This is a genomic window from Pseudomonas fluorescens (assembly GCF_041354075.1).
GTDB classification, from domain to species: Bacteria; Pseudomonadota; Gammaproteobacteria; order Pseudomonadales; family Pseudomonadaceae; genus Aquipseudomonas; species Aquipseudomonas fluorescens_CE.
The window spans coordinates 48,098-75,010 of sequence record NZ_JARZGC010000005.1; the positions used below are offsets into that span (position 1 = coordinate 48,098).

20 protein-coding genes are annotated in these 26,913 nt (G+C 60.5%); 3 read left to right on the forward strand and 17 right to left on the reverse strand.

Annotated elements, in window-relative coordinates:
* Positions 1-10: 10 nt before the first annotated feature.
* On the forward strand, positions 11-859 hold the full coding sequence (locus QIW53_RS08145; RefSeq protein ID WP_371049131.1) for an efflux RND transporter periplasmic adaptor subunit: 849 nt from the start codon (positions 11-13) through the stop codon (positions 857-859).
* Between the two features lie 83 nt (positions 860-942).
* On the opposite strand, the gene QIW53_RS08150 is transcribed toward QIW53_RS08145, so the two are convergent.
* From QIW53_RS08150 to QIW53_RS08165, 4 genes are all read right to left on the reverse strand, one after another.
* Positions 943-2,199 (reverse strand): hypothetical protein, encoded by a 1,257-nt coding sequence (locus QIW53_RS08150; RefSeq protein WP_371049132.1) that lies wholly within the window; start codon positions 2,197-2,199, stop codon positions 943-945.
* A 111-nt stretch (positions 2,200-2,310) separates the two neighbouring features.
* Positions 2,311-2,700 carry a DUF4440 domain-containing protein gene (locus QIW53_RS08155; protein WP_371049133.1) on the reverse strand — a complete coding sequence of 130 codons (390 nt, stop codon included), beginning with the start codon at positions 2,698-2,700 and terminating at the stop codon, positions 2,311-2,313.
* A 124-nt stretch (positions 2,701-2,824) separates the two neighbouring features.
* Entirely contained in the window at positions 2,825-3,649 is an 825-nt protein-coding gene (locus QIW53_RS08160) for an SDR family oxidoreductase (RefSeq protein ID WP_371049134.1), read from the reverse strand.
* 29 nt (positions 3,650-3,678) lie between these two features.
* Positions 3,679-4,143, reverse strand: coding sequence for a multidrug transporter (locus tag QIW53_RS08165; RefSeq protein WP_371049135.1), 465 nt, complete (start codon positions 4,141-4,143; stop codon positions 3,679-3,681).
* Positions 4,144-4,302: 159 nt separating this feature from the next.
* Between QIW53_RS08165 and QIW53_RS08170 the strand changes: the two genes are divergently transcribed.
* A complete protein-coding gene (locus tag QIW53_RS08170) occupies positions 4,303-7,026 on the forward strand; it encodes an RHS repeat domain-containing protein (RefSeq protein WP_371049136.1) in 2,724 nt (907 codons plus the stop codon).
* Between the two features lie 99 nt (positions 7,027-7,125).
* On the opposite strand, the gene QIW53_RS08175 is transcribed toward QIW53_RS08170, so the two are convergent.
* From QIW53_RS08175 to yaaA, 13 genes are all read right to left on the reverse strand, one after another.
* Entirely contained in the window at positions 7,126-8,577 is a 1,452-nt protein-coding gene (locus tag QIW53_RS08175) for a mannose-1-phosphate guanylyltransferase/mannose-6-phosphate isomerase (protein ID WP_371049137.1), read from the reverse strand.
* A gap of 214 nt (positions 8,578-8,791) precedes the next feature.
* Positions 8,792-9,448: an alginate O-acetyltransferase AlgF gene (locus QIW53_RS08180; protein ID WP_371049138.1), complete on the reverse strand. Its 657-nt coding sequence runs from the start codon at positions 9,446-9,448 to the stop codon at positions 8,792-8,794.
* Positions 9,449-9,465: 17 nt separating this feature from the next.
* Entirely contained in the window at positions 9,466-10,641 is a 1,176-nt protein-coding gene (locus tag QIW53_RS08185) for an alginate O-acetyltransferase (RefSeq protein WP_371049139.1), read from the reverse strand.
* 11 nt (positions 10,642-10,652) lie between these two features.
* Positions 10,653-12,218 (reverse strand): MBOAT family O-acyltransferase, encoded by a 1,566-nt coding sequence (locus QIW53_RS08190; RefSeq protein WP_371049140.1) that lies wholly within the window; start codon positions 12,216-12,218, stop codon positions 10,653-10,655.
* A gap of 210 nt (positions 12,219-12,428) precedes the next feature.
* Positions 12,429-13,550, reverse strand: coding sequence for a mannuronate-specific alginate lyase (locus QIW53_RS08195; RefSeq protein ID WP_371049141.1), 1,122 nt, complete (start codon positions 13,548-13,550; stop codon positions 12,429-12,431).
* A gap of 8 nt (positions 13,551-13,558) precedes the next feature.
* Complete coding sequence (locus QIW53_RS08200) at positions 13,559-15,007, reverse strand: alginate O-acetyltransferase (protein ID WP_371049142.1); 1,449 nt, start codon at positions 15,005-15,007, stop codon at positions 13,559-13,561.
* 10 nt (positions 15,008-15,017) lie between these two features.
* Complete coding sequence (algG, locus tag QIW53_RS08205) at positions 15,018-16,592, reverse strand: mannuronan 5-epimerase AlgG (RefSeq protein ID WP_371049143.1); 1,575 nt, start codon at positions 16,590-16,592, stop codon at positions 15,018-15,020.
* Positions 16,593-16,618: 26 nt separating this feature from the next.
* Positions 16,619-18,103 carry an alginate export family protein gene (locus tag QIW53_RS08210; protein ID WP_371049144.1) on the reverse strand — a complete coding sequence of 495 codons (1,485 nt, stop codon included), beginning with the start codon at positions 18,101-18,103 and terminating at the stop codon, positions 16,619-16,621.
* Positions 18,100-19,620: an alginate biosynthesis TPR repeat lipoprotein AlgK gene (gene algK / locus QIW53_RS08215; protein WP_371049370.1), complete on the reverse strand. Its 1,521-nt coding sequence runs from the start codon at positions 19,618-19,620 to the stop codon at positions 18,100-18,102. The genes QIW53_RS08210 and algK overlap by 4 nt, the downstream gene beginning before the upstream one ends.
* A 15-nt stretch (positions 19,621-19,635) precedes the next feature.
* Positions 19,636-20,805: a PilZ domain-containing protein gene (locus QIW53_RS08220; RefSeq protein WP_371049145.1), complete on the reverse strand. Its 1,170-nt coding sequence runs from the start codon at positions 20,803-20,805 to the stop codon at positions 19,636-19,638.
* Positions 20,806-20,840: 35 nt separating this feature from the next.
* Complete coding sequence (alg8, locus tag QIW53_RS08225; protein ID WP_371049146.1) at positions 20,841-22,331, reverse strand: mannuronan synthase; 1,491 nt, start codon at positions 22,329-22,331, stop codon at positions 20,841-20,843.
* 134 nt (positions 22,332-22,465) lie between these two features.
* Positions 22,466-23,782, reverse strand: coding sequence for a nucleotide sugar dehydrogenase (locus QIW53_RS08230; RefSeq protein ID WP_371049147.1), 1,317 nt, complete (start codon positions 23,780-23,782; stop codon positions 22,466-22,468).
* Positions 23,783-24,596: 814 nt separating this feature from the next.
* On the reverse strand, positions 24,597-25,376 hold the full coding sequence (gene yaaA, locus QIW53_RS08235; RefSeq protein ID WP_371049148.1) for a peroxide stress protein YaaA: 780 nt from the start codon (positions 25,374-25,376) through the stop codon (positions 24,597-24,599).
* Between the two features lie 202 nt (positions 25,377-25,578).
* Between yaaA and QIW53_RS08240 the strand changes: the two genes are divergently transcribed.
* On the forward strand, positions 25,579-26,703 hold the full coding sequence (locus tag QIW53_RS08240) for a polysaccharide deacetylase family protein (RefSeq protein ID WP_371049149.1): 1,125 nt from the start codon (positions 25,579-25,581) through the stop codon (positions 26,701-26,703).
* Positions 26,704-26,913: the final 210 nt, after the last annotated feature.

Below are 26,913 nucleotides of genomic sequence, written 5' to 3' on the forward strand. Positions count from 1 at the left end.
GAAGGCCCTGATGAAAAAGCTTTTCAGCCTGCTCGCCACCCTGCTGGTGCTGGCCCTCGCACTCTGGGTCGGCCGCACCCTGTGGGAGCACTACATGAACACGCCATGGACCCGCGACGGCCGGGTGCGCGCCGACATCATCAATGTCGCCGCCGACGTCACCGGCGAAGTGGTGGACGTGCCGGTGCGCGATAACCAGCAGGTCAAGAAGGGCGATCTGCTGATGCGCATCGACCCCGAGCACTACCGTCTCGCGGTCAAGCAGGCCCAGGCGCTGGTGGCCTCACGCAAAGCGACCTGGGAAATGCGCAAGGTCAACGCCCACCGCCGCGCCGACATGGATGCCCTGGTGATCTCCAAGGAAAATCGCGACGACGCCAGCAACATCGCCGACTCCGCCCTGGCCGATTACCAGCACGCCCAGGCGCAACTGGAAGCCGCCGAACTCAACCTCAAACGCACCGAAGTGCGCGCAGCGGTGGACGGTTACGTCACAAACCTCAACGTCCATCGCGGCGACTACGCACGCATCGGCGAAGCGAAAATGGCCGTGGTCGACATGAACTCGTTCTGGGTCTACGGCTTCTTCGAAGAAACCAAACTGCCCCACGTGCGGGTCGGCGACCAGGCCGACATGCAACTGATGAGCGGCGAAGTGCTCAAGGGCCACGTGGAAAGCATTTCCCGGGGCATCTACGACCGCGACAACCCGCAAAGCCGCGAACTGATCGCCGACGTCAACCCGACCTTCAACTGGGTCCGCCTGGCACAACGGGTGCCGGTGCGGATTCACATCGATGAAGTGCCGGAGGGGGTGCTGCTGGCGGCGGGGATTACCTGCACGGTGGTGGTGAATTAGACGAGCAAGGCCTAGGGGGCACTGCCACTCGCCACTGATCAGCGACGGCTTGTCAGTGTAGGCGTGCGAGTGGCGACGGTTGTTTAACTCGCAGGAAGGATGATTCGCTGAAATCGTGGAAATAGAACTTTCGGACAACGTATATAGAACTGTATGGTTACATTTTGGCCCGGATTCGCATTTCGTGCGTCAATGGTCCATTCGATTTCGTCCTCTGTTATGAGTACCGGTTGCCCCGGGGCGGGTGAGAAGATGACACCTGCTGACGCAGAACATTCAAGTGTGAGTGTGATGCCGTTGAGTGGGTTGTCAGGGTTAGGCTTGAATTTAAATGAGTGAACTTTGTTTCGCGTGACTGGAAGATCCTGAAATGACGCGGTTCCATCGAACGTGAACAGTCCGGCCAGATGTAAATCGTCAGCAACGGACAACATGGGAATTGTGCGTTTCATCACCGGTTTGCCTGGCGGTTCGCATGTCCAGAGCAGCGCGGACTTCACATGGGTTCCGGTGGTGGAGATGAGCCATTCAATTCCCGCTTCGGTAAGCTGTTTGGGCCGCTTGAAAGGCTCATTATGGATGATGTGATTCAGTGGGACCGCCGAGAAATAGCTGCCTATAAGCTTCGTGTTTTTGGGATCTATCCGAAACTTTCGGTTGGTGTCCCTGCGCGCAAAAAAACCTTCGCCGACGGTAAAAGGCTCGTCGATATACGAAAACTGCAGGTCGGACGCCCAGGGTGAAGTTTCGAGTACCTCGAAGCTAAACTCATGTTCGATGAATTGATTATCATACGGCGACCACATTTTTGCCTTCACACTTGTGTTTCCAATACGCTCCGGTTTGAAGTCATATTTGCACCAACCGTCGGCGCCGGTAGGGAGGTTAGTCGCGTGGCCATCGACCAGCCACTCGATTTCAGCGTCCTGTATGTATTTGTCTTGGATATAGAAAGAGCGGGCTCTTACTGCTAGACCGACGATGTCCTCTCCCAGAACGATTGGACCCGGCGGCTGAATGGTCTGGCTGAAAGTGAGCCGATAGTGCCCTGTTGAAACAGTCATCGGATACGGCTGCGCCGTGAACTCATTGAAAAGCGTCAACACCGCTTCAGTATCGCCCCCATCGGCGGGAAGGGTCACGGTCCAGAGAGCCTCTGCCCCGAACACTTGATAATCACCGGGTGGCGGGACGAAAGTCGCCTGCAGCGTGTTTTCAAGGCGTACCCTCTGGTTTATCCAGGGGTTGTCGGGTTGTGGAAAGAAACGCAGTTGATGTTCACCCCCGTGACACAACAGCACTGGAGAGGACGCACTTGTTGATTTTCCCTGACTCGCCATGGCACTTCACTCCAGAAGCAATCTGAAGAGTTTTTCTACTCGGAGCGAGAAAGGGCAACTACTGTCACATATGACAGTGCCGACCAGCGGTACACGCCTTGGCGGGGCTGGTCAGCAGAACGTCTCCTGCAAGTGCCGCCACATCACCCGGCCCTCGACTTTCTCGAACACCACCGTCGAGCGTCGGTCGGAGTGCAGGCCGGTGGCGTCGGTTTGCTGTTCGCGGTAGCTGACGGTGGCGCCGGCGTCGTGCAGGGCGAGGCCGCGCAGCTCGCTGAGGGCGATGCGAAAGCCGAGCTTCTTGCCGCCGGCCAGCATGAACAGCTCGTTCAGCGCGGCAAAGTCCAGCTCCCGGCCCAGGGGCGAGACCATGGAGAACTGCGGCGAAAAGCGGCTCAGCAATTGATCCAACTGCGCCGGGTCCTGTTCCTCGGCCAGCCATTGTTCGATGGCGATGTGGGCCTGGATCACTTCGTCGAAGTATTGGGTGTAGTCGGTCATGGTGTTTCCTTCAGAGCTTCAGCGTCTGTTCTGCCGTCATCGCGAGCAGGCTCGCTCCCACAGGGGGCGGCGTGCACGGTCAAAATGTGGGAGCGGGCTTGCTCGCGATGGCCTCGCTGCGGTTTCAGAGCTGCCCCCGCAACCCAAACCGCCGCATCAACGTCGACTCCAGCAACCCTTGGGGCAGCAACGTCGCCAGCAGCGGCAATGCCCGGCTGCCGTTGCCGAGGCGAATCAGCCTTGGCGGTTTGTCCTGCTGCACGGCCTTGAGCAAGCCGGCGGCAAACTCGCTGGCCGGCGTCGGTTTGTCCTGGGAAGCCCGGGCCCGTGCGCGAATCCCCTCGCGCAGGGGGAACCAGGGTGACTGCGCGCTGATCAGTTGCTCGGCTTCGTGCCCGGCGTTCTGGGCGAAGCTGGAGGCGATGGCCCCCGGCTGCACTTCCATCACCCGCACGCCGAACGGCGCCAGCTCCATGCGCAAGGCGTCGCTCAAGGCATGCACCGCCGCCTTCGAGGCGCAGTAGGCGCCGGCGAACGGCGTGACCAATACGCCCGAAACACTGCCGATGTTGACCACGATCCCCTTGGCCCGGCGCAACACCGGAAAAAACGCCCGGGTCACGCCGACGATGGCAAACACATTGGTTTCGAACTGGCGCTGCATGGCCGGCACGCCGCCGTCCAGCAGCGGGCCCATGGCGCCGTAACCGGCGTTGTTGATCAGAACGTCGAGGCCGCCGTGCCGTTGGTTGATCTGCTCGCTCAACTGCTCCAGCGCCGGTCCGTCATTGACGTCCAGTTGCACGGCGTTGAAACCCGCCGCCGCCAATGCCGCGACGTCTTCGGCCTTGCGCGCGCTGGCCCAGACCTGGTAACCGGCGGTCTTGAACACATCGGCCAGTGCGCGGCCAATGCCGCTGGAGCAACCGGTAATCAACGCAACAGGCATGGCGCGGTCCTTGTGTAAAAGAGAAGGGATCAGTCGGAGAAACTGCCTTGCAAATGCTCGGCACGAAACTCCAGGGTTTGTGGGCGATAACCGGGTCGCAGGGGCGGCATCGGCAGGCAATCTTCCCAGCTCGCGCCGGCCTGCAACTCGCCCGGCCCACGGTAGCGTGGGGCGTCGTACTGATTGTCGGCCAGGTTGACCGTGTCGCCCGGCGCATAGGCGGCGACACGCCAGCGCAATTCGGTGAGCGGCACGTCGTTGCCATTGTTCATGGTCAGTTGCAGGGGACGATCGGCCGGACATTGCGGCGGCGCGTAGGCAATGCGCAACTCGAGGCGCGCCAGTTGCTTGACCTCGCGGTTGTCCATCCAGATCACCCAACTGGCGACCAGCCCCAGGCCGATGGCGGCCGCCACCGAGACGGGCAGGGCCTTGGCCGGGTAACGGACCAACAGGATGATCCAGGTGATGACCAGCAGAACGCCAATGAACATGTCGCACAACCTCGCGCAAGAGAGGGCCATCCTACCTAAGGGCAGGTGAGCTTGGCGATGGGCGAGCGCGGTTGACCGTTTGTCGAGCCTGTAATTTGTGACAGTAGATACACGTCGCGTTTGAGCATTAGCTGCTGCAAACCGACTTGAAGACGCGTGATGCAACCTCCGCTCGCTTCCCTGCACCGCGACACACCAAAACTGGCGGTCATTGAACCGAGGGGACTGGCTGTGCGATCGGTGGACTACCATCGCGCTGTGGAGGGTGAGGGCGTCGAGGTGCAGGTCAATCGGTCGGTTTATGACCCGCAAGGTCGAGCGAACGATCTGCGGGATCCGCGGTTGTTCCTTGAGGCGTCGTCACCGGCCAACCTGAGCATGACCCATAGCCTGAGCGGCGCTGTCTTGTGCAGGGTCAGTGTGGACGCAGGCCTGCGTCTCAGGCTGTTGGGCGAGGACGGCCAGCCGGTTCACGATTGGGATGGCCGGGGCGCCCGGCGCCTGATGCACTACGACACTCAACGACGGCTGACGACCTTGTTCGAGCAGGCACAGGGTGGCGAAGCCGTGTGTGCGGAGCGTTTGAACTACGCGGCCAACGATCAGGCGGAAGCCGATCACAACCAATGCGGGCGGTTGATCCGCCACGACGATCCCGCCGGAACGCTGCACTTCATCCATTACGCTTTGACCGGTTCGGTGCTGGCGCACAGGCGCCATTTCACCGATGCGCCATTGCCCGGTTTCACGACGTCTGTGCGCCTCAATCCGCTGGGCGAGTCGCTGTCCCGGACCGATGCCCAGGGTAACGAACAGCAGTTTGCGCAGTCTCTGGCCGGTCATTTGCGCAGCGTGTGGTTGCGCCTGAGCGACACGACCGAACGACGGCCAATCGTCGCCGCCATCCATTACAACGCTCAGGATCAGGTCGAGAAGGAAGTCGCCGGCAACGGCGTGGTGACCACGCTTGAGTATTGTGCGCAAAGCGGGCGCTTGACCCGGTTGGTTTCGCGGCTCGAACAGCACGCTCCCTTGCAGGACTTGCAATACGCCTACGACCCGGTGGGCAATGTGCTGAGCATCGAAGACGCCGCGCTGCCGGTTCGCCACTTCGCCAATCAGCAGATCGAGCCGCTCAACCGCTATCGTTACGACAGCCTTTACCGCTTGATCGACGCCACAGGGTGGGAGGCCGGAGGCGCCGATCATGGGCCGGCGTCCAGGGCCAGCGCTGACCCCGCCATGCCCGGCAACTATCGCCAGACCTACCGCTACGACCGTGGTAACAACCTGCTGGAACTGACTCACGTCGGCCCCCAGAACCATGGACATCGGTTGGTTGCCGACCGCCACAGCAATCGTTGCCTGCCGGTACGCAACGGGATCGAACCCACGGAACAGGATTTTCGCGACAGCTTCGACGCCAACGGCAACCTGCGAGTGTTATACCCGGGACAGACGCTGAGCTGGGACCTGCGCAACCAGCTTCGCGAAGTGCGCCCGGTCGAGCGTGACGGCGGGCCCAGCGACAGCGAGCAATACGTCTACGGCGCCGACGGCCAGCGCGTGCGCAAAACCCGCTCGCTGCAAACCCACGCGCAATCGTTGCTGCTTGAAACGCTGTACCTTCCCGGCCTGGAAATCCGCACGCACAGTGGCACCGGGGAAATACTGCACGTCATCGACGTCAGCACCGGGCGCGGCAGCGTGCGGGTGTTGCACTGGCAGGCAGGAAAACCCGATGGCATCGCCAACGACCAGCAGCGCTACAGCCTGACCGATCACCTGGGATCCAGCACGCTGGAGCTGGACCAGGATGGCCAGGTCATTACCCAGGAGCGCTATTACCCCTTCGGTGAAACGGCGTGGTCCAGCGGCGAAGCGGTGCAGGTCGGTTACAAGACGGTGCGTTATTCGGGGAAGGAGCGGGATGCGACGGGGCTTTATTACTATGGGTTCAGGTACTACGTGCCGTGGTTGCAGCGCTGGATGAATCCGGATCCGCTGGGTTATGTCGATGGCTTGAATTTACTTTGCTTCGTTTCCAACTCGCCACTGAGGTTCGTCGATGTAAAAGGTGGAGCGAAATTTCCCATGGAGTCAATTTGTTCCGAGATCGTTAAAAGTCTGATTCAAAGCGGAAATATTACGGAGGCTCAGTCTGTTGCACGTTCAGAGTTTCCCTCTGATGCAACCGTTATAAATGAGTGGGTGTCTTCACTCGTATCTGAAGTCGACATGCAATCCATGACAGTCTTTCAAGCCAGACTCAATAATACGATCTATAAAGTTGAATCTTCAGTGCAGAACGTCAGTTTTCTTGTTAAGAAAATGCAGGGGCCGGAAGGGCCGCATCGTGAGGAATTCGCTTATGTCGTCAGCCAGAAACTGGGTATGAATTTTGTTCCGCCCACAAAAGCCAAAGCCAAATCAATGATTCAGCAGGAGGTCCAAGGGGCCGTCAGTGGCGCAATACAGCCTCGGGAAATACCTGAAGCAGCCAGGCTGTTCTATTTTTTGATAAATGAAACGGATGACAACTCTGGCAATCAGCTGAGAGATTCTCGAGATAATTATTATTTAATTGATCATGAGGTGGCTTTTTCAGAACAAAAGAATCAAGTTCATAATCTGGCCACGATTGATTTATCCAAGGCGTTCGATGCTGAGTTATGGGGGAAATTTACATCAATGACGCGTGGCAAGTGGAAGGCGTTAATGAGGGGAAAATATTCAACGCTGTCAAAAGGAGAGGTCACCGCATTTTTGGAGAGAGTTGAAAAGACCCGTATGGCGGTACAGCGTAGTATCGATCGCGGCACTTTGAATTTCGGTGCAAAGCGTACTTTCATACAACGAGCGCTCGGCAAAAAGGCTGCTTGAGACAGTAGCCGTGTTGATCTCGAAAAAAAAGCCCCCACCCCACCCACTGCGGATAGGGGACGCAGCGGGTGGGGCGGGGGCTTTTGTTTTGCCGAACGCTTATTGCGCGATGGTTTTCACCGACACGCCGCGTTCGATCGGCGTGGACCGACCATAGATGTCCTCGAAACGCTCGATGTCGTCCTCGCCCAGGTAGCTGCCCGACTGCACTTCGATGATCTCGAGTGGAATCTTGCCCGGGTTGCGCAGGCGGTGAACCGAGGCAATCGGAATGTAGGTCGACTGGTTCTCGGTCAGCAGGAACACGTTTTCGTCGCAGGTCACTTCGGCGGTGCCGCTGACCACGATCCAGTGTTCGGCGCGGTGGTGGTGCATCTGCAGCGACAGGCAGGCGCCCGGCTTGACCGAGATGTGCTTGACCTGGAAGCGGCCACCCATGTCCACCGAGTCGTAGGAGCCCCACGGGCGATAGACTTCGCAGTGGTTCTGGGTTTCGCTGCGGCCCTGCTCGTTGAGGGTGTTGACCATCTGTTTCACGCCCTGGACCTTGTCCTTGTGCGCAATCATCATGGCGTCCTTGGTTTCGACGACCACGATGTTTTCCAGGCCGATCACCGACACCAGTTTGCCGTTGCCGTGGATCATGCAGTTCTTGCTGTCCTGCACCACGACGTCGCCCTTGGTGACGTTGCCGTTGGCGTCTTTCTCGTTGACTTCCCACAACGACGACCAGCAGCCGACATCGCTCCAGCCGGCGGTCAACGGCACCACGCAGGCGCGCTGGGTTTTTTCCATCACCGAGTAGTCGATGGAGTTGTCCGGGCAGCAGGCGAAGGTGGCTTCGTCGATGGAAACGGTGTCGACGTCCTGTTCGCTGCGTTCCAGGGTCAGCAGGCAGTTGTCGTAGATGTCCGGGTCGTGTTTTTTCAGCTCTTCGAGGAAGCGGCTGGCGCGGAACAGGAACATGCCGCTGTTCCAGAAATAACCGCCGGACTGCACGTACTCGGTGGCGCGTTTCACGTCCGGTTTTTCGACGAAGTGCGACACACGGCTGACGCCTTCGGGCAGCAGCGAGTCGTTGGTCGACTTGATGTAGCCATAACCGGTTTCCGGTTTGGTCGCCGGGACGCCGAACAGCACCATCTCGCCGTTTTCGGCGGCGACGGTGGCCAGGGCCAGGGCACGCTGCAGGGCTTTCTGGTCTTCCAGCACGTGGTCGGCCGGCAGCACCAGCATCAACTCGTCACGGCCTTCGTTGACCAGCATCATCGCGGTCAGCGCCACGGCCGGCGCGGTGTTGCGGCCGAAGGGTTCCATCAGGATGCGCTGGGTGTCCAGCTTGCGGGCGCCCAGCTGCTCGTTGACGATGAACCGGTGGTCCTTGTTGCAGACCACGATGGGGGTGTCCATGCCTTCGAACACCAGGCGTTCCAGGGTTTGCTGGAACAGGGTGTGTTCGCCGGTAAGGGCCAGGAACTGTTTAGGGAACTGCTTACGGGAAAGCGGCCAAAGACGTGAGCCGCTACCACCTGACAAGATCACCGGAATCATGTTGTTACTCCTTGAAAATCGAATGGGTCAGAGCACGAACGTTGTGTCGTTTCACTCTTGTTTTTGTTCCGTATCCGGATTGACGCCTCGGTCCATTGTGGGAGCGGGCTTGCTCGCGAAAGCGTTTTGTCAGTCGACATCAGGGTGAATGTCAGACCGCATTCGCGAGCAAGCCCACTCCCACAGGGGTTGAGGTGTCAGTCAGGAATATTCATTAGCGCGTCGAAACCGGGCGTTTCACCCACACTGGCGACAGGCTGCTGCCGTTACCGGTGACGTACAGCACGGCGGCTTCACCGCGTTCCAGGGCAACCGGTTTCACGTCTCCGACCTTCGTGGCGCCATCGTACAGCGCCAGGCTGACTTTGACCGGGTTGATTTCACGCTCGCCACGGCCCTTGGCGGCCACGGATGGCACCACTTCGGTCTTGCCGTCGGCGGTTTTCAGGGTCAGGGCCTTGTCGCTGAGGTTCTGCACGCGGACCAGAGACTTCTGCTTGTTCTTGAACGGCGGCTCCTCGATCAGTTGTGGTGCGCCGCTGGCGTTGTTGACCAGGGTGTAATAGTGGTCGCCGGCCAGTTTCACCGGCAGGGACTGGCTGCCGACCTTGGCGCTGTAGTCGCCGCCCGGCATGAAGCTGAAGTCGGTGCTGGACAGCGGAGCAACGTCGCTCAGGCTGGTGCTGCCGACGGTTGCGCTGACTTCGGTATTGCCGGCGTTGTAGACCCGCACGAAGCTCGAGCCTTTTGGCGCGGTCGGGCCGTACAGGGCGGAGTCACCCGCGGCGAAGGCGTTCATCGACAGCACGCCGAAGGTCGCGGCCAAAGCAAAGGTCTTGGCGAGACGACGAGGAGTAGTAGTGAAAGTCATGGAAATACCTCTCTCTTTCAGTTTTGCGCCCGGTCGGGCGTCTCGGATTTAGTGTTTGCAGCGATGTTTTGTTGGCGGGCGCCGGCTTCTTTGAGCGCTGCGACCCAGTGCGGGTCGGCGTCGCCGATTTCGTTGTTCACAGGCAGATAACGTTCAGGAAACTCCCAGATCAGCACCTGGGGCGGGCTGTTCTTGAAAGCGTCGCTCTTGAGGTAGCTGAGCATCGGCAGGATCGGGCCGTGGCCGTCCTCGGCGTAATTGACCACGTCGCTGTTCAGCGCCTGCTTCAGCGCACCGACGAAATTCCAGTTCGGATTGGCGCTGTAGCTGGTGCCGATCAGCGCGACCGGCACTTCGGTGTTGGCGAACAGCGCGTCTTCACCACTGGCCTGATCGTCGGCGGCGACGGTGTTGCGTTTCTGCAGCGGTTCGGTGGCCGGCATCATGTTTTCGAACAGCGGGTCCAGCGGCAGGAAGAGTCGCAGGTCGCCCTTGTGGGTCACGGTTTGCGCAGGCTCGGTGACGAACCGCTGGGGTTCGCCGCTGAGCGGGGCTTTTTCGGCGATGGATTTGGCCAGGGCTTCGGCCGCGATCTGCGCGCCCTCCGGGGTCCAGTGGGTGTCGGTGCGCAGGAACACTTGCTGGCCGTTCAGCTTGCCCTTTTGCAGCGGGATCAGCAGGTCGGGCGCAAGGATCTTGTTGGCCGCGACACGGGCGTGAAAGTCTTCATAGAGGTTGGCGTGAATGCTCGATGGCTTCACTTCGCCCAGGTGTTCCGGGTACAGACGGGTCTTGGCCGGCACGATGGCCATCACCAGTTTCACGCCTTTTTCCTTGAGCTCCTGGCGCACCCCTTCGACCAGCGCGTAGTTGCCTTGCAGGTTCAGCTCTTCGTTGACGATCGGGTTGAATTCTTCATCGCTGTACAACCACTGGTCGCGACCGAGCACCACGCCCGGACGACCTTCGTTGAACAGTTTGAAATCCAGCGCGGCCCAGAGGTTGGTGCCCAGGCGCTTGATCGGGAATTCGTCGTCGTAGTGGGTTTCGACGGCCTTGGCCCAGCGGCCATTGAGCACCGTCGCATCGGCGTTGGTGCTGAAGCCGAAGAAGCTGCGCACCGACCACAGGCCCAGGACCAGCAAGGTCACCATGAACAGGGCGATGTAGAAAATGCGTAATGAGCGGGTCATGGTCAGATCCCTCAGAACTGGAAGTAAAGGAACGGCGAGAAGCTTTGCGCCGAGAGTTTGAGAATCGAGGCAATGAACAGCAGCAGGATCAGCGCACGCATGGCGTAGCGCGACCAGTCAGCCGTCCAGTAGGCCGGTTGCACGGTGGCTTCAACGCCAACGGTGTAGCCTGGCTGGTGGATGCTCGCCGGGTTGTCGCCCGGGACCGCCTTGATCATTCCAGGGGTGGCAGTGGCGGGGCCATCGGCCTCGACGTTGACGGCCGGTTTGGTTTTCGCCGGCGGCGGGTTGCTGTAGAGATCACGCAGGCCGAAGAACGCCAGGGTGGCGTAGGCCACCACCAGGGTTGCCACTTGCAGGCCGGTGAGGCTGGCCTGGTTGAGTTCCGACAGCGACCATTCGCCGAAGCTGAACATCGCGCCGTACATGCGACCGGCCACGTGCAGGTTTTCCGCGCGGAAGATCACCCAGCCCATCACCACCAGCAGGAAGGTCAGCGCCCAGCGGATCGGGTTGAGACTGCGGGGCGACGTGTTCAGGCCCAGGGCTTTTTCAATGGCCAGCCACATGCCGTGCCAGGCACCCCAGACGATGTAGGTGATGTTCGCGCCGTGCCACAGACCACCGAGCAGCATGGTCAGGAACAGGTTGCGATAGGTCATCAGCGTGCCTTTGCGGTTCCCGCCCAGGGTGATGTACAGGTAGTCGCGCAGCCAGGTGGACAGGCTGATGTGCCAACGGCGCCAGAACTCGGTGATCGACTGGCTGATGTACGGTTGCTTGAAGTTTTCCATGAAGCGGAAACCCATCATCAAGCCCAGGCCGATGGCCATGTCGCTGTAGCCGGAGAAGTCGAAATACAGTTGCGCGGTGTAGGCCAGCGCGCCAAGCCAGGCGTCGCCCGTGGTCGGGTTCTGCAGGGCGAAGCAATGGTCGGCGACCACGGCGAGGGTGTCGGCGATGAAGACTTTCTTGATGAAACCCTGCATGAACCGCGTGCAGCCCTCGGAGAACTTGTCGAGGGTATGGGTGCGGTTGTTGAACTGGTCGGCCAGGTCACGAAAGCGCAGCACGGGGCCGGCGATCAGGTGCGGGAAGATCGCCACGAAGGCCGCGAAGTCGATCAGGTTGCGCGTGGCCGGAGTATCGCCACGGTAGACGTCGATGATGTAGCTGATGGACTCGAAGATGTAGAACGAGATACCGATCGGCAACAGCACGTGGGTCAGGATGAACGGCGACAGGCCGACCGAGGTCATCATCGCATTGATGCTGTCGACGCCGAAGTTGGCGTACTTGAAGTAGCCGAGGATGCACAGGTCGACGGCCACACCGAGCAGCAGCCAGCGTTGGGCCGGTTTGGTGCGCACTCCTGCGGCGCCCACCTTGAGGCCGATCCAGTAGTTCCACAGCGTGACGGCCGCGAACAGCGCCAGGAAGTCCACACGCCACCAGGCGTAGAACACGTAGCTGGCAATCAGCAGCAGCAGGTTGCGATAGCGTATTCCGCTCAAGTAGTACATGCCGAGGAAGATCGGCAGGAACAGGAACAGGAACACGTTGGATGAAAATACCATCCCGGTCTCTCCGTGTTTAACCAACAGTCAAGGGCCAACGGCCCCCCCAAACCCCCCATGGAAAACTCGGGGGCAACTCACATCTCACATCTGGTCACTCACCCTGTGGGAGCGGGCTTGCTCGCGAATGCGGTGTGTCAGTCGACATCTCTTTCAGATGTCAGACCGCTTTCGCGAGCAAGCCCGCTCCCACAGGGATTCAGGGTGTCTTCAAGATCCCTTGCCCTTGTCATTCGCCGGGTCATAAACCTTGGTCAGGTCACCGCCCAGGCGGAAGGTCTTGAACGGCTGCATCTCGTGTTTCTTTTCCAGCACGTCCGGCGCACAGGTGTAGAGCGTGCAGAACGGTTCGAGCCAGGCGAATTTCATGTCCTTCTTCAGGTCGGTCATGTCCTGTTCCTTGCCGTTCTTCTTCTCGAAGATGTCCGGGTCCTTGACCCCGGCCAGCACTTGGTCACCCAGGCGCTTGAGCGCGCCGTTGTTTTCCTGGCGCAGATCCACACCGTTGACCTGGGCGAAACTGGCGATCATCGCCAGGGGCGGCAGGGCGTAGTTGTGGTAGGCGAGGGCGCGCTGGTTGCGTTTGAGTTCATTGGGCAGAAAGCCCTGGGCGTCGACCTGATTGACGCCGACCTTGTATTCCTTGACAGCCCAATCGAACAGGTCGCGGCGGTTGGTGGCGACGGATGTCGCCATCACCGACCAGGCGGCCCAGTACGAGTGGTTGTTGGTTTTTTCCAGCGGCAGGTTGTCCCAGTCGCTGATCACCTGGTCGGCCATCTTGCTGAACCAGGCCTCGATCAACTGCGATTCCTGCTGATGGTTGGCCAGCGGATGCGAGTCGGAAAACTTCAGGCGAAGGTATGCAGACGCCATGCTGCCCAGCGCCCATTTGCGCATGGACTTGCCAGTGTGGTTGAAGTCCCTGGACATCAAGGCATCCGCCTTGGCCCAGGCGGTCAGCCAGTTCAACGTGCATTCGAGCTGTTCCGGACGACCGTCGCGCATGAACTGCATCACGCGCTTGCTGGTGCCGCGCTCGATCCTGGTGATGTCGGCGGTGCTGTCGCGGAAGGCTTTTTCCGACTGGACGTTCAGGGTAGAACGGGCCTTGTCCGAGCCTTCGTACTTGCTGCGAAATTGCAGCGAGCCGGTGTAGGGCGTCGGCATCGCATCGCAGCTGTCATTGCTGTCGCCGGTCTTCATTTTCTCGATCGGCGCGAAGTAACCCTGGGGCGGGCGCAGCGGTGCGGCGGCCTGGGTGGCGCCGGCGAACATCGCCAGTGCCAGCAGGGAGGGCGCGAGTAGCTGTTTCAAGGTTCGATTGTGCATGGCAGACCTCATTGCCCGATCTGGGCGGTACGTTGCCCAGCGTTCGGGAACACGTTGCGTTTGCAGATTTTCGCTTCGACCTTCTGTGGCGCGGCGCCGGCTTCCGGCCCCTGGACTTCGACGGCCAGCAGGTTCTGCGAGGCCCAGTCTTCGTCGGTGCGCAATTCGAAGGCGAAACGACCGTCGGTGTCGGACGTTTCCGGTTTTTCGATCTTGATGTCCTCGTGGCGCCCGTTCATGTACCAGAGGGTGGCTTGCAGGGTTTTCACCGAGGTATCGGCGAAGCGGATGTCGACCTGGTGGCTGCTGTTCTGCAGGTTCATGTTCTTGCTGTTGACCATCAGTTCGTTCTTGCCCGGCTTCAAGCTGGCACTGGCGGACATTTGCGCGTCCTTGCCTTCGCAGCCGTTGTCCAGCAGCGCCATCATCTGGCGGTAAATGGTTTCCTGGTCCAGGCGATAGAGCGGCGAGAATTCCCAGATGAGAATCTTCGGCGGGTTTTTCTGGAACTCTTCGCTGCCCAGGTACTGCAGCATCGAACCTTCCAGGCCGCCGCCGGGGAACGCCACGTTGAGAATGTCGGCGCCGATGGACTCTTCGAGGAAACCGGCGAAGTTGTAGTTCTTGCCGCTGTGGCTGGTGCCGACCAGGGTGATCTGCGGATTGCCGGAGTCGCCGAACAGGTCGCCATCGCCCGCTTCGCCCTTAGGCTCGGTGGTGAATTGATCCATGTACTGGATCGCGTAGCTGGTGCCACAGAGTTGACCGGCCATGTTGTGCAATGTTCCGGTCTTGCCCATGCGGCCCGACTTGTGGCTCTCGAATTCGCGCTTTGGAATGTCGGCGAAGGCCGGGATCTGCTTGACCTTCTCGGCAACGATCTTCGCCGTGCGCTGCGCGCCGTAAGGCGTCCAGTGCTGGTCACCACGGAAATAGAAGTCGTGGGCGGGCAGGGTGTCGGGCAGCGATTCGTTGGTCAGCGGCGACAGGTCCGGCACCACATAGCCCATGGCGGCGAAACGGCCGAGCATGGTCTTGTAGTTGCGCAGTGCCTTGTCGAAATCGAATTTGGCCTTGTCTTCTGGGTTGAGCTTGTTGCGGTTCACCAGGCCACGGGTCGGCTGGTAGACCACCACCAGTTCCACGCCCTTGCTCTTGAACGCATCGTGCAATTGCTGCATGCGCTTGTAGCCGGCAGGGGTGGTGTCGAATTCGGTGCGCAAGTCTTCCTGGGTACGGAACAGCCAGTCACCCTGGGCCTGCACCAGGGTGGTGAAGTTCTGCTGGTAACGCGTGGTGTAGTTCTTTGCGTCGTGGGCTTCCGGGCACAGGTTGCAGCACGGCTCGGCCTCAAAGGTCGGCGCCTGGATCTCGTCGGCGCGCGCCCCGGCGCTGGCCGCGAGAATGCCGGCAGTCAGGGCCGACAGGCTGAGTAATTTGATCAAGTGTGGGTGCATAAAATTATCCTCAGTCCTGCAGGTCGGTCTGGCGTTCGACCGGGTCGATCAGCACGGCTTTCTGCTGACGCACCATCAGGTCGAGAATTTCATCCTGGCGTTCACCCAGGATGCCGTTGAAGCTGATGCCGCTGGATTTGGTCGGCGCGAGCATCGACACGCGATACAGCTCCACGCTCAGCGGCGAGTCGATCGACAGCGGGCCGCTGCCATTGCCGGCCAGTTCGCCGCCGACGATGATCAGCGACACCTGGGCGTCGAACGGGTCGAGCTTGATGTCGCGGTCGGTGTCCGTCAGGTCCTTGATGTGGCCATAGACGCCGGTCAGGCCGTTGGCCAGGGACAGGTTTTCGTAGAGGCGGATGTTCACGCTGTTGCGAATGCGGATGCCGTGGCGCTTGTTGCTGATCACCTTGTTGCCGTAGATCAGGTTGTCACCACTCTCGTACAGCGTGATGCCGTCGGTGTGGTTCTTGTAGATCTCGTTGTAGGCGATCAGGTTGTTGACGCTGTTACGGTCGATCACCAGGCCCGACAACTTGTTGTCGTAGCTGCGGTTGTTGAAGATGAAGCTGTCGTTGACCTCACGGGAAATGATGATCCCGTGCTTCTTCTTGGTCCCGTAGACGGTGTTGTCGGCGATGATCAGCCCGTGGGAGCGGTCATGGGGGTCGATGCCGTAGACGATGTTGTCCTTGTAGGTGCTGCCCTTGACCACGAAGCCGGTGGTTTCGTAGCAGTAGAAGCCGTACCACATGTCCGAGAACTCGGAGTCGACAATCCAGCCGGTCGGTTCAGGGCGCTTGAGCACCTTGGCCATGTTCGGCGTGTACTGGGAAATGCTCACGCCGTAGGACTTGCTGTTGGCGTAGCCGAAACTGGCCATCTTGCTGTTGACGATGTAGGTCTCGGTGCCACCCCAGGCCAGCAGGAACGGACGGAACTCCTTCGGCGACTTGAAGGTGGCCGGGCCATTGTCCTTCTCGCGCCAGCCGGTGATCTTGGTATCACGCACGAACAGGCGGCCGTCGTTGACCAGGAACGAACCGGCCTCCTGGGACAGGCGCAACTCCCGGGTCTGCCCGTCGATGTCGAGGATGCCTTTCTCACCGACCACAATCGGCAACTTCGCCAGGTACACGCCCGGTGAGGTTTCGCTGAAGTACTGTTTGGGCAGTTTTTTCGCCAGGTCCTTGAGGTTCATGTAGCCGTCGTCGATGAAGATCGCCTGCGGGATGCCGTGCTGACGCACCACCCATTCGGCCATCTTGTTGTCACCGCCGATGAAGTCCTTCAGGGCGTTTTCCTGCATCATCCGGCGCACGCTGACCTTGCCGGCCTTGCTGCGCACGATCTTTTTCTCGACGGCTTGCGCGGTGTAGCCGCTGATGTCCGGCGGTACCGGCTTCTTCAGCTCCAGGGGCGCGGTCGGTGCGCTGGCGACGGTGTAGGTCTTGGCCTGTTGCAATTCCTTGGCCGTGGTCACCGGCTTCGGCGCAGGCTCGACATTGGCGAAGGCGGCCGAGCTGGCCAGCAGCATCGCGCCGGCCAGCAAGGTCAGGGCGCCTGTCTTCGGACTGTGCATGTCGGGAACTCCTTTAGCGGCTTGCATCAGAAGCGCCAGATCACGTCGATGAACGCGCGGTGCATGTACGAATCGACTTCCTTGCCGTAGGCATCACCCGGCTTGAATACGCCTCCACGCAGGCGCACCAGAGCCGACGGCTCGTCGATCGACTGGCTCAAGGCGGCCGGCAGCAGGCCTTGCTTGAAGTACTTGGTGACCACCAGGTCCATTTCCTGGCCGAGGTCCTTGTTGCCATCTTCCAGGGGCAACGAAGTGCTCGACAGGATGGCGCCGGTCGGGTCGGTGTCGTTCTCGACCGCATTGATGCCGTTGCTGCCGACGGGCTTGTTACCGTCGACACGCCAGAATTTGTGGTAGATCAGGCTCGCGTCGTATTCGTCGTTGAGCATCCACGAACCGAACAGGGTCGCGGTCTGCATGTTGTTCATTTCGCCACGGAAGGCCTCGCCGAAACGGTGAACCCGCGAGCGGGTGCCGGTGTAGTTCGAACGGTTGCTTTCCAGGCCGTTCTGTTCGTAATCGGCGCTGGCACGGGCGTAGGCGGCACCGACCTGCCATTGCGGGTCGAGGCGCAGGCGCACACCGACATCGGTGGCCCAGCCGTTGAGGTCTTCACCGCGCTTGGCTTCGGTCGGGCGGGTGCCGTCGGCGTTGAGCGGGTTGACCGTGTCGGTGTCGCCGCTCATGCCGGTGATGCTGCCCCAGTAGTTGAGGGTGTTGGTGTTGCGGTAGTTGTACGCGTCGCTGTCGGCCGTGAGGCCGAGCCAGCTGATGTCGCCGTTCTGTTTCTTGTCCAGCGAATCGCCGGCCACGCCCGGTTCCGGGTAGTCGAGCTTGCCGTCATCGTGGGTGTGATGCCCGCGAATGCCGACCCAGTTGCCCGGTGTCCACTGGTACGCCGCATCGGCGTAGACGTGCAGGCGATCCTTGTCCTTGGGGGCGAGCTCTTTCAGGTCGGTGCGGTATTCGCTGAAGCGTTCGGCTACGCCGACATTGGCCCGCAGCAGGGTGGTGTCGAAGGTCCAGTTCAAGGCTTCGATGTTGGTGTCGCGCCACTGGCCGTCGTCGTTGCGCAGGCGCTGGCGACCGAGTTTCAACTGCTCGCCGGGATAAGGCGTCAGGCCGCTGTAGCCGACCCAGAACTCGCGCATCGCCAGGTAGTTTTTCTTGGTCTTGCGATCGCCGTTGTCGGTGGTCTGGGTGCCTTCGCTGTCGGACTGCTGCAGGGTGTCGGTTTCGATGATGTCGGTGGACGTCACCGCCTGACCCATGGCGTAGGCGCTCCACGCGCCGCTCTCGCCATAGACCCAGGGGCGCAGGTCGAGGCCGACGCCGTTGACGTCGCCGCCACTGGCGGTGCCCAGGTCACGGTCGTCTTCGGACTGGCCGGTGATTTTGACTTCCAGGCCGAAGTTCTTGGCGTCGGTCAAGGCCGCCAGGGTCGGGCAGGACCAGAGCAAGGCGAATGTCAGGCCAATGCCGGCCTTCACGAATGGATTCAACTTCATAAGGTTTCCTCGCCGTCTTCTTCTTGCAGGGCGTGCAGTTCCAGCGTGTTCTGGCTCAAGGCACCACGAACGGCCTGTTCCTGTTTCAACAGACGTTGGGCCTCGGCGAGCTGGGCAGGCGGCAGTTGGGCTTCGAGTGTTTGCGCAAGCTCAGTGGCTTGCGGGGTGTTCTGCACCTTGGCCAGTTGGCTGAACACATAGGCATTCAGCGGGTTGGGCTTGGTGCCCTTGCCTTGGGAGAACAGTTGGGCGATGGCGAAGTCGGCGCTGTTCTGGCCGTTGCGGGCGGCGGTCAGCAGGTGATCCAGGGCTTTTTGCGAATAGACCTGGCCCAGGTAGCCGCGACGGTAGATCTGGCCGAGGTAGTAGTCGGCGGCGACTTCCTTGCCGACGGCTTTCTGGAAATGCGCTTCGGCGACTTTGGCGTCGGCCGGCACCCACTTGCCTTCGTAGTAGAGCTTGCCGAGCAGCAGTTCGGCACGCGGCTGGTCAGCGGCGCGGCCGTTTTCCAGGTATTTCATCATGGTGTCGACGTCACCGAGTTCCGGGAAGTCGTAGAGCAACTGCGCCAGGCTGACCCAGGAAGCCGGGTAGCCGGGGGCGATGTCTTCGAGCAGCGACTGGGCGGTTTTTTCGTCGGTCTTGCCCAGGCTCGAGTCGCCGAGGACGCGGGCTACGCTGTCCACACGTTGCGCGGACACGGTGCCGCGAGCGTGCGCCGCCTGCATCTGCTTGATCAGTGCGGCCTGCTCGTCGGCCTTGCCCTGTTTCTGGTAGACCGTGGCCAGCTCGACGTAGCAGATATCGGTGGTGTTCAACGCGGCCTTGCAGATGCTCGCCACTTCGTCCAGGTGCTGGTCGTAAGTGCCCTGGGTGCGATACAGCAGCACTTGGGCGAGGCCGGCTTCCGGTTTGCCTTCGGCGCGCCATTGGCTGATCTGCTGCTGGGCATTGATGTTGGGGAAGCTGTGCGGGTATTGCAGATACAGCATCGCCAGCGGGATCAGCGTGTTGCCTTCACCGTTGGCCGAGGCTTTTTTCAGCAGGGTTTCGGCTTCGTGGTGCTCGGCCTCGGTGGCGCCGGGCTTGGCCACCAGGAGGCGACCGAGGCGCGCCTGGGCACGCGGCGATACGTCGGCGGCAGCGCGATAAGTCGCTTCCGCCTGCTTGATCTGTGCCGGGTCGCGGCTGTCGACCTGGATGTCGGCGAGGCCCACTTGAGCTTCGCTGTAACCGAGGTCGGCCAGGGCCTTGTAGTTCTGCTGGGCCAGCGCGGTGTCGCCGCGCTTGAGGGCTTCGTTCGCCAGGCGCTGGTCGGGCAGGCCGACGCAGCCGGTGAGGCTGATGGCCAGGGCCAGCGAGCACATTGCATAACCCATGTGGGAGCTGCGGTGCGACGATTCGACTTCGCAGCGATGCAGGCGACTCGGTGTTTCAGGAAAACCCGGGTGATCCTTTCGCTGGCAAGCCAGCTCCCACAAGGATCGCGGCGTTTTCAGAAGACTGATGATCGTCACAGGCATGTCCTCCGCTTACAGGCCAGCAGCCATGGCTTTGTTGATCAGCCAGTTCAGGTTCGGGCCGCGGTCGCTGTTCACTTCCACCGGGCGACCGGCGAATTTGCTGTCCAGCGGCTCGTCCGGCTGGATCAGCACGCGGATGTCGGACGACAGGTCGGCGCTTTTCAGGCTGGTGCTGCTGACGATCTTGCCGGTGCGGCTCTGGTCTTCGCCGGCGATCTGGAAGCTGACGCTGGTGCCTGGGCGAACATCGCTGAACTGGCGATAGGAGAAGCGTGCCTCGACGTTGGCTTCGCTGTTGCGCGGCACCAGCTGGAAGATTACGTCGCCCTTGCTGGCGTACTGACCGTCGGCGACCAGTTGCTGGGCTACGGTGCAATCGCAAGGGGAAGTCAGGGTGCCGGTCATCTGCTTGCCGAACAGTTCTTCAACCTTGGCCGGTTGCAACTGGTCTTCGTCCAGGTGGCCCTTGAGCACGTCGAGCATGCTGGTGCTGAAGGTCGCCAGTGGCGCGCCTTTGGCAGCGACGCCGTCCGCCTTGACCAGGCTCTGCACGGTGCCGTCACGCGGCATGGTGATGTTCATGCCCGGTACGGCGACCAGGCCGGCCTGGGCATGGCTGACGAAATACATGCCGTACACCGACTTGAAAATGAAACCGAAGGCCGCCAGGCCGACGAGGAAAATCGCCAGGCTGAAGGTCACTGCACGCAGTCGACCGAACGGGGTCATGCCGCTGCCGCCGTCCTTCTGCTTGCGCGCCTTGGTGAAGTTGTCGCGCTGCAGGGTCGCCAGCACTTCGCCGATGCTGACGATGTCGCCGGCCAGGTGCGAGGTGATCAGGTGGCGCAGGGTCGAGATGTCCTGCGGTTCCAGGTTCTGGAACTGGCAGCCGACACGACCGGTCTGGCGGTCGAAGGAGCGCACTTGCAGCTCCACGTCCATGGCCAGGCCGAGGTTGTCGATGACGAACTGCAGGCGCGCCTTGTGCACGTCGCCTTCCTTGAGCGGCAACTGGCCGGCGTTGAACGCCAGGCCACCGGCGGAAAGGTCCAGGACCCGGGCTTCGACCGGTGTACGGTCGGGGCCGAAGAAGCGCAGCTTGGCCGGGATTTTCACTCGGGCGTGCTGGCGCTGGGCTTCGGATTCATGCACTACGTTGGCGTTGACGGCGGTATTCATATGGGCGGTTTCCTAGTTAATTCAGGCGAGTTCGGTCAGACCATCAACAACAGCGTGGCGACGAAGATGCTGCCCGCAGAGAAGGTCATGGTCCGAGACGACCAGGTGTTGAACCAACGTTGAAAGCTGGCGAGATCACGGGTCAGGGCAGTGGGTTGGCGTGTCCAGGACTGTTGGTCGAGGCGGAAGAACACGTAGATCTTCACCAGCGCGCCGACGATCTGGTTGTAATAGAGAATCGCCGGGTAGGCCGGGCCGATCCGGTGACCGGAACACGACAGCAGCAGGGTCAGGATCAGGCGGGTGATGCCGATCCACAGCAGGTAAACCAGGATGAACGCGGTGCCGTACTTGAAGCTGGCGATGATCGCCACGGTCAGGCCCAGCAGCGAGGTCCACATCGACACGCGCTGATCGAACAGCACCACCGAAGTGAACGCACCGAGGCGCTTGATCCCCAGGCCCAGGGCGCGGGAGTTCTGGCGCAGGTTGTTGCCGTACCAGCGGAACATCAGCTTGCGGCTCGCCTTGGTGAAGCTCTTTTCCGGCGGGTGTTCCACGGTGTGGATCGCCGCATCGGGCACGTAGAAGGTGTCGTAGCCCAGGCGCATCAGGCTGAACCAGCTCGACTTGTCATCACCGGTCAGGAACTTGAAGCGACCCAGGCGCCAGTGTTGCAGCGAGTCGCTTTCCACGTCGGCGATGAATTCCGGGTTGGTGACCACGGAGGCGCGGAACACCGACATGCGGCCGGTCATGGTCAGCACACGCTTGGACAGGGCCATCGAGCACATGTTGATGTGGCGCTGGGCGAAGCGCAGCTTGTGCCACTCGCTCATGATGTAGCCGCCGCGCACTTCGCAGAATTCGTTGGTGGTCAGGCCGCCGACGTTGCCGAACAGCTGGAACCACGGCACGGTCTTGAGCACGACGCCTTCGGCGAGCACGGTATCGCCGTCGATTACGGCCACCACGGCACGGTCGTCCGGCAGGTGACGGGAGATGGCGCGGAAACCGAAGGCCAGGCCATCGCGTTTGCCGGTACCCGGGATGCGCACGAAGTCCAGCTTGACGCGCTCCGGCGGGTTCATCCGGTTCCACAGGCTTTTCACCAGCAGTTCATCGGACATTTCCACGATCGAGCAGACCACGGTGGTCGGCAGGCCGCAGTCGATGGCTTCGCGGATGACCGAGCTGTAGACCTGGGCGGTGGTCAGGGCGTCGATCCGGAAACTGGTGACCATCAGGAACACATGGGACGGGTCGGCCGCTTTACCCAGCTTGCGCACTTTGCGCCGCAGGTGCGGGTAGACCACGTACAGAAACAGCATGCCGCGCAGAAAGTGCGTGGCGCCCATCGAGTAGCGCCAGATACCGACGATACCGATCAGGAAAATGAAGTCCTTCGACTCGGAGTCGAACGTGGACGTGGGCAACGCCGTGGCGATGCCCATCAGGATACTCAAGTAAAACAGCCAACCGGCGGCCTGAAGGAGGCCGTTCTTTAGCCTGTGCATAATTTGCATCCGTTTCGATCCGTAGAACCTGTGTAGGAGCGAGCATGCTCGCGAAGGTCGCCAACGATGACGCTGGCGACCTGATACCCCGCGGTGCTCTCGGGTTCATCGCGAGCAAGCTCGCTCCTACAGGGGGCGGTGCCTTACCAGCAGATGCCTTCAGCGCGACCACCTGCACTGGTGGCTTGCGACATGAAGCCCACCAGGTCGATCACTTGCTTGCCGTGCGGAACGTTCTGCACCAGGGTGCGGAACTTCTCGTCGCGGTTGCCGAGGATGATCACGTCGGAGTTGTCGATGACGGCGTCGAAGTCGGCATTGAGCAAGGACGAGACGTGCGGGATCTTCGACTCGATGTAGTCCTTGTTCGCCCCATGAACGCGGGCGTATTCGACGTTGCTGTCGTAGATGCTCAGGTCAAAGCCTTTGCCGATCAGCATTTCCGCCAGTTCCACCAACGGGCTTTCGCGCAGGTCGTCGGTGCCGGCCTTGAAGCTCAGGCCCAGCAGGGCGACTTTGCGTTTGTCGTGGCTGGAGACGATGTCGAAGGCGTTCTGCACCTGGGCCTCGTTGCTGCGCATCAGCGAGTTCAGCAGCGGCGCTTCCACGTCCAGCGAGCCGGCACGGTAGGTCAGGGCGCGAACGTCCTTGGGCAGGCAGGAACCGCCGAAGGCGAAACCCGGGCGCATGTAGTACTGGGACAGGTTCAGGGTCTTGTCCTGGCAGACCACGTCCATCACTTCACGGCCATCGACGCCGACGGCCTTGGCGATGTTGCCGATCTCGTTGGCGAAGGTCACCTTGGCGGCGTGCCATACGTTGCAGGTGTACTTGATCATCTCGGCAACGGCGATGTCCTTGCGGATGATCGGCGCGTCGAGCTCTTCGTACAGCGATTGCAGAACGTCGCCCGAGGCTTTGTCCAGTTCGCCGATGACGGTCATTGGCGGCTGGTCATAGTCTGCAATGGCGGTGCTTTCACGCAGGAACTCAGGGTTCACCGCCACGCCGAAATCCACACCGGCTTTCTTGCCGGAGCAGTCTTCGAGAATCGGGATGACAACGTTTGCGACCGTACCCGGCAACACGGTGCTGCGCACGACGATGGTGTGGCGGGTGGATTTTTCACGCAGGACAAAACCGATCTCGCGGCACACCGCTTCGATGTAGTTCAGTTCCAGATCGCCGTTCTTCTTGCTCGGCGTGCCGACGCAGATCATCGACAGGTCGGTATCGCGAATCGCCTCGGCGAAGTTGGTCGTACCGCGCAGGCGGCCGGTTTCGATGCCCTTGGCCAGCAACTCACCCAGACCCGGTTCAACGATCGGTGATTTACCGGCGTTGATCATGTCGATCTTGTCCTTGGCAACATCGACGCCCACGACGTCGTGGCCCCGTGCAGACAGGCAACCGGCACAGACTGCACCGACGTAACCCAAACCAAATATGCTGATGCGCATCGCATTTTCCTCAGTGTTTAATCAAGCCATTAGATGGCCGGAGTTAATGGTGTTCAGCGTTCATAGTGCACTCGGAAGTGCGGCTGACAGGCGTCGCAGTGCCGTGTGCAGGCATATAAGTTCCGAGTGTCTAAATACGTGCACTCAAGATGTGCGTAACTAGGCCTTAATTGTTATGACTTGCCCCGTTATGCAGCTGAGTCCTCTGGCAGAGGTTCTTCGTGCAAAGGTCGTCAACGCTCGATGTCAGGCGAAAGGCCCGTGGATCAAGCGTTTGAGTGCTCGGGAGAGCACGTTTACAGGGGCGCAGCCTTGGCCATGTAGGGGATATTAATGGTGCGTATCTCCTCTCCTGTTGGTCTTGCCCAAATCAGGGATTACTGGGGTGAAGTTGTTGTGACAACTCAGGCCCGGTGGATCTCTGTTCTGCGTAAGTTATCTCGTACATATTCAGAGATAATCGCTACCGGTGGTATGAGCTATGCATTCGAACGAAGTTCCGACCCGCCCATCGCGATTTCTGAAATTTCTTGAAATATGGAAAAAGATGGCACTACTTTCAAATTGATGGCACTTGCTGTCTCACCCTTGTTACACGGGGGTTTAAACAGGCGAGATATTTTTGTGCCACTACTGAGAATTATTTTCAGTGCCACTACTGAAAAAAATGATCCGAGTCGAGTGAAACTAAAGTTAAAAATATGACAGGTGGTATTTTGACGCCAAAATTATGGCGATTGAGGCGGGGTATTGTCGGACGATCAGGAGAGGGCGCACGACGAGGATTTTGCAGTCGTGCGCCAGATTGGCGCGTTTATTCGGGGGCGTGATCGCGCAGGAACACCAGACTGTCCGGTTTCGATTGTTCGGGGCTGTAGCGATAGCCTTGAACGTCGAATTGTTTGAGGTGCGCCGGATCATTGATGCGTTCTTCGATGACGAATCGGCTCATCATGCCCCGGGCCTTTTTCGCGTAGAAGCTGATGATCTTGTGCTGGCCGTTCTTCAGGTCCTTGAACTCGGTGTTGATGACGCGGGCGTTCAGGGCCGTGCGTTTGACCGCCGAGAAGTACTCGTTGGACGCCAGGTTCAGCAGCACATCGTCGCCCTGGTCGGCCAGGGCTTCGTTCAGCCATTCGCTGATCCGCGTGCCCCAGAACGCGTACAGGTCCTTGCCACGGGCATTGGCCAGCTTGGTGCCCATTTCCAGGCGATACGGCTGCATCAGGTCCAATGGGCGCAGCAGGCCATACAGGCCGGACAGCATGCGCAGGTGCTGTTGCGCGTAATCGAAGTCGGCTTCGCTGAAGGTCTGGGCGTTGAGGCCGGTGTACACGTCACCCTTGAAGGCCAGCAGGGCCTGTTTGGCGTTTTCCGGGGTGAAGGCCGGCGTCCAGCTGCCGAAGCGCGCGGCGTTGAGGCCGCCGATCTTGTCGGAGACGTGCATCAGTTCGCTGATCTGCGCAGGCGTCAGGTCGCGCAGTTGCAGGATCAATTCCTGGGAGTGGTCGAGGTACTGCGGCTGGGTAAAGCGCTGGGTCGCCGGCGGTGTTTCGTAATCGAGGGTCTTGGCGGGGGAAATCACCATCAGCATGAAGTCGTCTCCTTTGATCGTGGGGGCGATTCTAGGGGGTTGTTCCCGTGGACTCCAGCTATCGAGTCAATAGGTGATGGTCGGTGGATATCCACATTCCCTCCTCAATGAGGTCCCTGTGGGAGCGGGCTACCTGAGAACTGCAGCACTTTGGGCTCTATCAGCTATAGTGCCGCGCGGGTTTTGTTATGGAGACATCCCATTGCGTATCGGTTTTGTATTGTTGGCCTGGCTGTTGAGTGTCGGTGCGGTGGCCGCGCCGGGCGATGTCGCGACGCTTGATCGCAGCACCTGGCCCGAGCAGCTCGGCAACCCGACGCTGTTCGATGTCGCGTCGCGGGCGGAAATCCTCATGTTCGCCCGGGTGCTGTGGGCCAGCGAGTCGCTGGACGACGCCGGGCTCGCGCAGCGCCTGGGCCTGCGCACGGTCAATTCGGACGCGGTCAATCACCTGCGTCAGCGCCTGTGGCAACGTCTGCTGGATAATTACAATTTTGCGCAAAAGAGCTGCGACCAGGATGCGTCCTTCTGTTTTCTGGTCGAGGACATGGCCACCCTGCACGAGCAGGCCGCCAAGTTCCAGCTCAGCGACGACAGCTACTATATAAAGTGGGCCGAACCGAGCCGGCTGTTCCATGCCCAGTACCTCGATGAGCTGCTGCGCAAGGCCGCGCTGTTCCCGCAAACCAGCAGCGAAATCGATCGTTTCGGCGACCATGAGCGCAACGGCGAGGCAATGCATGACCGGCTGTTCCTGCTGACCTTCGACAGCGCCGCCAATGCCGCGCCTGACAACACCGCCTGGGTCGCCGATTACCTGCGCAGGTCGAATCTGACCGGGACCTTCTTCGTGCTGGGCAAGGACGTTCAGGCGCGCCTGGGCGATCGTTCGGTGGCCAGTCTGCAGGCCACTTACTCCACGCAATGCATCGGCGTGCAGGGCTGGGAGTTCCGTTCCCACAGCCATTGGCAGGACTGGCAGGACTCGGTCCGACGCAGCGCCGAGCTGGTCAGGAGCAAGCTGCCGGAGAACTATGTGCCGCTGTTCCGTCCACCCGATGGCCAGCGCCGTGCGGACGCCGAAGCTTTCTTCAGGGCCCAGGGCTTGCAGGTGGCGTTATGGGACATCGACGCCCAGGACGGTGCCGGCAAGCTCAAGGCCAGTCAGAGTGCGCAACGGGTGCTGACCCTGATGCTGCTGTGGCGGCACGGGGTGATCAACTTCAACGTCAAGCAGGACGGGGTGAAAACGGCACTGCCGTGGCTGATCACGCAAACGGCGCCCAGCGGCATCGGTTGGGAAGATTGTCAGGACGGGTTTCGCTGAACAGCAGAATGCCCGTAAACATTGGGTCTTGGGCGATTTTTTGCGGAAATTCGATGCAGGCGGACTTCCGACTTTAACGGCACATTGCCTGCACGCCAAGGGCTATTCGTCACTCTGAAAAATAAACTTCAAAAAAACGTCAAAGTGCTTTTTTCTGTCATGGGTTTTGGAGTATTACGAAGACAGACCGCCGAAACCTGCAGCACAGGT

Coding starts and splice junctions, on each gene's coding strand:
- QIW53_RS08150 (WP_371049132.1), bottom strand. CDS start 2,199: ATGGCGAGTCAGGGAAAATCAACAAGTGCGTCCTCTCCAGTGCTGTTG.
- yaaA (WP_371049148.1), bottom strand. CDS start 25,376: ATGCTGATGGTGATTTCCCCCGCCAAGACCCTCGATTACGAAACACCG.
- QIW53_RS08155 (WP_371049133.1), bottom strand. CDS start 2,700: ATGACCGACTACACCCAATACTTCGACGAAGTGATCCAGGCCCACATC.
- QIW53_RS08145 (WP_371049131.1), top strand. CDS start 11: ATGAAAAAGCTTTTCAGCCTGCTCGCCACCCTGCTGGTGCTGGCCCTC.
- QIW53_RS08175 (WP_371049137.1), bottom strand. CDS start 8,577: ATGATTCCGGTGATCTTGTCAGGTGGTAGCGGCTCACGTCTTTGGCCG.
- algG (WP_371049143.1), bottom strand. CDS start 16,592: ATGCACAGTCCGAAGACAGGCGCCCTGACCTTGCTGGCCGGCGCGATG.
- QIW53_RS08170 (WP_371049136.1), top strand. CDS start 4,303: ATGCAACCTCCGCTCGCTTCCCTGCACCGCGACACACCAAAACTGGCG.
- QIW53_RS08160 (WP_371049134.1), bottom strand. CDS start 3,649: ATGCCTGTTGCGTTGATTACCGGTTGCTCCAGCGGCATTGGCCGCGCA.
- QIW53_RS08230 (WP_371049147.1), bottom strand. CDS start 23,782: ATGCGCATCAGCATATTTGGTTTGGGTTACGTCGGTGCAGTCTGTGCC.
- QIW53_RS08190 (WP_371049140.1), bottom strand. CDS start 12,218: ATGGTATTTTCATCCAACGTGTTCCTGTTCCTGTTCCTGCCGATCTTC.
- QIW53_RS08210 (WP_371049144.1), bottom strand. CDS start 18,103: ATGAAGTTGAATCCATTCGTGAAGGCCGGCATTGGCCTGACATTCGCC.
- QIW53_RS08195 (WP_371049141.1), bottom strand. CDS start 13,550: ATGCACAATCGAACCTTGAAACAGCTACTCGCGCCCTCCCTGCTGGCA.
- QIW53_RS08185 (WP_371049139.1), bottom strand. CDS start 10,641: ATGACCCGCTCATTACGCATTTTCTACATCGCCCTGTTCATGGTGACC.
- alg8 (WP_371049146.1), bottom strand. CDS start 22,331: ATGCAAATTATGCACAGGCTAAAGAACGGCCTCCTTCAGGCCGCCGGT.
- QIW53_RS08165 (WP_371049135.1), bottom strand. CDS start 4,143: ATGTTCATTGGCGTTCTGCTGGTCATCACCTGGATCATCCTGTTGGTC.
- QIW53_RS08220 (WP_371049145.1), bottom strand. CDS start 20,805: ATGAATACCGCCGTCAACGCCAACGTAGTGCATGAATCCGAAGCCCAG.
- QIW53_RS08200 (WP_371049142.1), bottom strand. CDS start 15,007: ATGCACCCACACTTGATCAAATTACTCAGCCTGTCGGCCCTGACTGCC.
- QIW53_RS08180 (WP_371049138.1), bottom strand. CDS start 9,448: ATGACTTTCACTACTACTCCTCGTCGTCTCGCCAAGACCTTTGCTTTG.